The sequence below is a fragment of the Streptomyces hygroscopicus subsp. hygroscopicus genome, assembly GCF_001553455.1.
Taxonomy (GTDB): Bacteria; Actinomycetota; Actinomycetes; order Streptomycetales; family Streptomycetaceae; genus Streptomyces; species Streptomyces hygroscopicus.
In genome coordinates this window covers 1-3,383 of record NZ_BBOX01000012.1, presented here as the reverse complement: position 1 = coordinate 3,383, position 3,383 = coordinate 1, and the positions used below count along the sequence as shown (strand labels likewise).

The window sequence follows — 3,383 nt, the reverse complement described above, 5'->3', positions numbered from 1 at the left end:
CGACGGTGACGTCCTGGGACGGCAGGCCGAGGTCCCGGTGGCGGAGCACGGTGCGGGTGGCTGGATCCAGACCGTGCGCCGAGCCGTGGACGAAGGCTATCCGGCTGGGCAGACCTCCCTTGCCGGACGGAACGGGGAGGCGCAGATCGGGGTAGCCGTCGCCGTTGACGTCATCCGGCAGCCGGCTGCCCTTGCCGTGGGGGACGGGCGCGGTCGCGGTGGGGGCGGTGGCGGATCCGGCGGTGGAGGAGCCGTGGCGCCCTCCTCGTGCCCCGTCGTCGGGGCCGCAGCCGGCGAGAAGGAGCGTCAGGCAGGCCGTACCGGCGATGACGAGGGACGTGGGGGTGCGAGCGGCCAAGGTGCGGGGCGTGGGGACGTGGGGCGTGGGGACGTGGGACGCGGAGGTGCGGGACGCGGAGGTGTGGGGGCTGGAGTGGTGTCGGGGGCCCGGGACGCGGCCGGGTGGTGCCATGGGGGGAGGTGCGGGCGTCATCGGGCCACCTCAACCCATCGGGGGTGGCTGAGGCCATGGGGCCCGGCACTTCGTTACGAGGGTGATGCCTGGCGTTCCGGCCCCGACTCCCGGTGGGCGTTTCGGGCACCCTCTGGGGTCGTTCCGCTCGTGGTGGCCGTTCCGGCTCCAGCTGGGGTCGTTCCGCTTGTGGTTGGCGTTCCGGCTGTCTCTGGGAGTCGTTCCGCTCGTGGTGGGCGTTCTCCCGGTGGCCGTTCCGGGTGTCTCTGGTTGATCGTTCCGGCTCTCGGGTGGTTGTTCCGGCTCGGGGTGGACGTTCCGGCTCCGGACGGTTGTTTCGGCTCCCGGCGCTCGTTCCGGATGATGCGGGACCGATCAGTCCGCTTGGCTGTAAAGATGACCTTTGGAGCGCAAGGGCTGTCCAGGACATTTACCAGCGAGCTGTTGGGCATGATTCTGTAGGGAATTCTCAACGTCGTTGTGAGTAGGGATACTTCACGGCCAGTATCGGTAATCGTTCGAAGCGGACAAGCGGGGGCAGTCATGTGCTTAACGCACGGTGCACGGGTGACGGGTGAGGCGGCGAGACCGGTGAAAGAGGGCGCGGGCGGGGTGTAGTCGCGATGTCGGACGGGAGTGGCCGGCCGGCAGCGGCGGATGCCGCTCGCCCGCCGCTGGATGAGGGTGCTAGAAATAACGACATGGCCGGACTTTTCGGTCGACCTGGGGTTCCTCCGGCCCGTGGGATGACCGACTGGCGCCCACGCGGTCGGCGTGCCGGGGCCCGCTCGGCGTGGGAACGACGCGGGCGGCGCGTACAGCAGGACCAGCTGGACCAGCGAGATCCCCTGGACCATCCCCTGGACCAGCGAGATCCGCGAGATCCGCGAGATCAAGCCGGTCAGCCAGAGGGGTCCGGTCAGTCCGATCAGCCACAGCGGTCCGATCAGCCCGTGCAGCCAGGTCGGCTTGGTCAGCCCGATCAGCGCGAGCAGCCCCATCAACCCGAACAGCCCCATCAGCGCGAGCAGCCCAACCAGCCCGAACACCCTCGGCAGCCCGATCCGCAGGGCTCACCCGATGCCCATGCCCACCGACACCCGCGGCGCCCGCGGGACACCTACCCCCGGCGGGACGCGCATGAGCCGCCCTCGGTGCGCACCGGCCGGACCGGCCACGGCTTCGGCCCCGCCCACCGCCGTGGTGGCTATGGGCGGCGGCGGCCCCTCCGGGGCCCGGTGCGCGGGGTGCGCACCGTCGCCGGCCAGGTCTTCGTCCTGCAGGTGGGCGTCGTGCTGCTGCTGGTCGTCGCCGCCGTGGTGGCGCTCGTCCTCCAGTCCCGCTACGACAGCGAGCGGGAGGCCCGTACCCGTTCCATGGCCGTCGCCGTGAGCTTCGCGAACGCGCCGGGCATGGTGAGCGCGATGCGCGGCCCCCAGCCGACCGCCGTGTTGCAGCCGCTCGCCGAGCGGGCGCGTCGGCGCTCCGGGGTCGACTTCGTCGTGGCCATGTCGCCGCAGGGGATCCGCTACACCCACCCCAATCCCGACCGGATCGGCAAGCACTTCATGGGCAGCATCCGCCCGGCGGCGGAGGGCCGGGCGGTCACCGAGACCTTCACCGGCACGCTCGGCCTGTCGGTGCGGTCCGTGGTGCCCGTCAAGGACGGCCAGGGGAAGGTCGTCGGCCTGGTCGCCGCCGGGATCACGGTCAAGAAGGTGAGCGGCGCGGCGGATCAGCAGCTGCCGCTGCTGTTCGGCGCGGCCGCGGCCGCCCTCGCGCTCGCCACGGCGGGGACGGCCCTGGTCAGCAGGCGGCTGCGGCGTCAGACCCACGGGCTGGACCCGGTCGAGATGACGCGGATGTACGAGCACCACGACGCGGTGCTGCACTCGGTGCGCGAGGGCGTGCTGATCGTCGGCGGCGACGGCCGGCTGGTGCTCGCCAACGACGAGGCGCGCCGGCTCTTCGACCTGCCGCCGGACGCCGAGGGGCGGCTGGTGTCCGAACTCGGCTTCGATCCGCACACCGCCGAGCTGCTGGCGTCCGGCCGCCCCGCCACCGACGAGGTCCATACGGCAGGTGAGCGGCTGCTGTCCGTCAGCCACCGCCCCACCGACCGCGACGGCGGGCCGCCCGGCAGCGTCGCCACCCTGCGCGACACCACCGAGCTGCGGGCGCTCTCCGGCAAGGTCGACCTGGCGCGCAACCGGCTCAAGCTGCTGTACGACGCGGGCGTCTCCATCGGCACCACGCTGGACGTGGTACGCACCGCCCAGGAGCTGGCGGAGTACGCGGTGGCCCGGTTCGCCGACTACGTCTCGGTGGACCTCGCCGACTCGGTGCTGCGCGGCGAGGAGCCCTCGGACGGGGTGGCGGGCACCGGCGTCCCGGGCGCGGGCCCGCCGGGCGCCGTACCGCCCGTCGACGGCCGCCGCACCGTGCTGCGCCGTACGGCCCTCAGCGGCATCCGCGACGACGGCCCGCTCTACCCCCTGGGCATGCTGATCGACTTCGGCCCGAGCGCGCCCCAGGCCCGGGGCTTCCGCGGTGGAGTGGTGACGGTCGAGCCGGTCCTGGCCGACTTCGGCGGCTGGCAGGAGCAGGACCCCGAGCACGCCCGGCGGATCGTCGAGTACGGCATCCACTCAATGATCACGGTCCCGCTGCGGGCCCGGGGCGTCGTCCTGGGCGTGGCCAGCTTCATGCGGGCGGAGAAGCCGGAGCCCTTCGAGGAGGACGACGTCTCCCTCGCCGAGGAGCTGGTCACCCGGGCCGCCGTCAGCATCGACAACGCCCGTCGCTACACCCGTGAGCACACCATGGCGGTGACCCTGCAGCGCAGTCTGCTGCCCCGGGTGCTGCCCGAGCAGAGCGCGCTGGACGTGGCGTACCGGTATCTGCCGGCGGA

The 3,383-nt window shown here is 72.6% G+C and carries 1 protein-coding gene and 1 pseudogene; one reads left to right on the top strand and one right to left on the bottom strand.

Annotation, left to right across the window (positions count from 1 at the left end; genetic code table 11):
* A pseudogene (locus tag AXW62_RS02400) lies at nucleotides 1–358 on the bottom strand (VCBS repeat-containing protein); the annotation flags it as partial.
* 1,268 nt (nucleotides 359–1,626) lie between these two features.
* Here AXW62_RS02400 and AXW62_RS02395 point away from each other — a divergent pair.
* The coding region (locus AXW62_RS02395; RefSeq protein ID WP_370682886.1) for a GAF domain-containing protein at nucleotides 1,627–3,383 on the top strand (1,757 nt) is incomplete at its 3' end.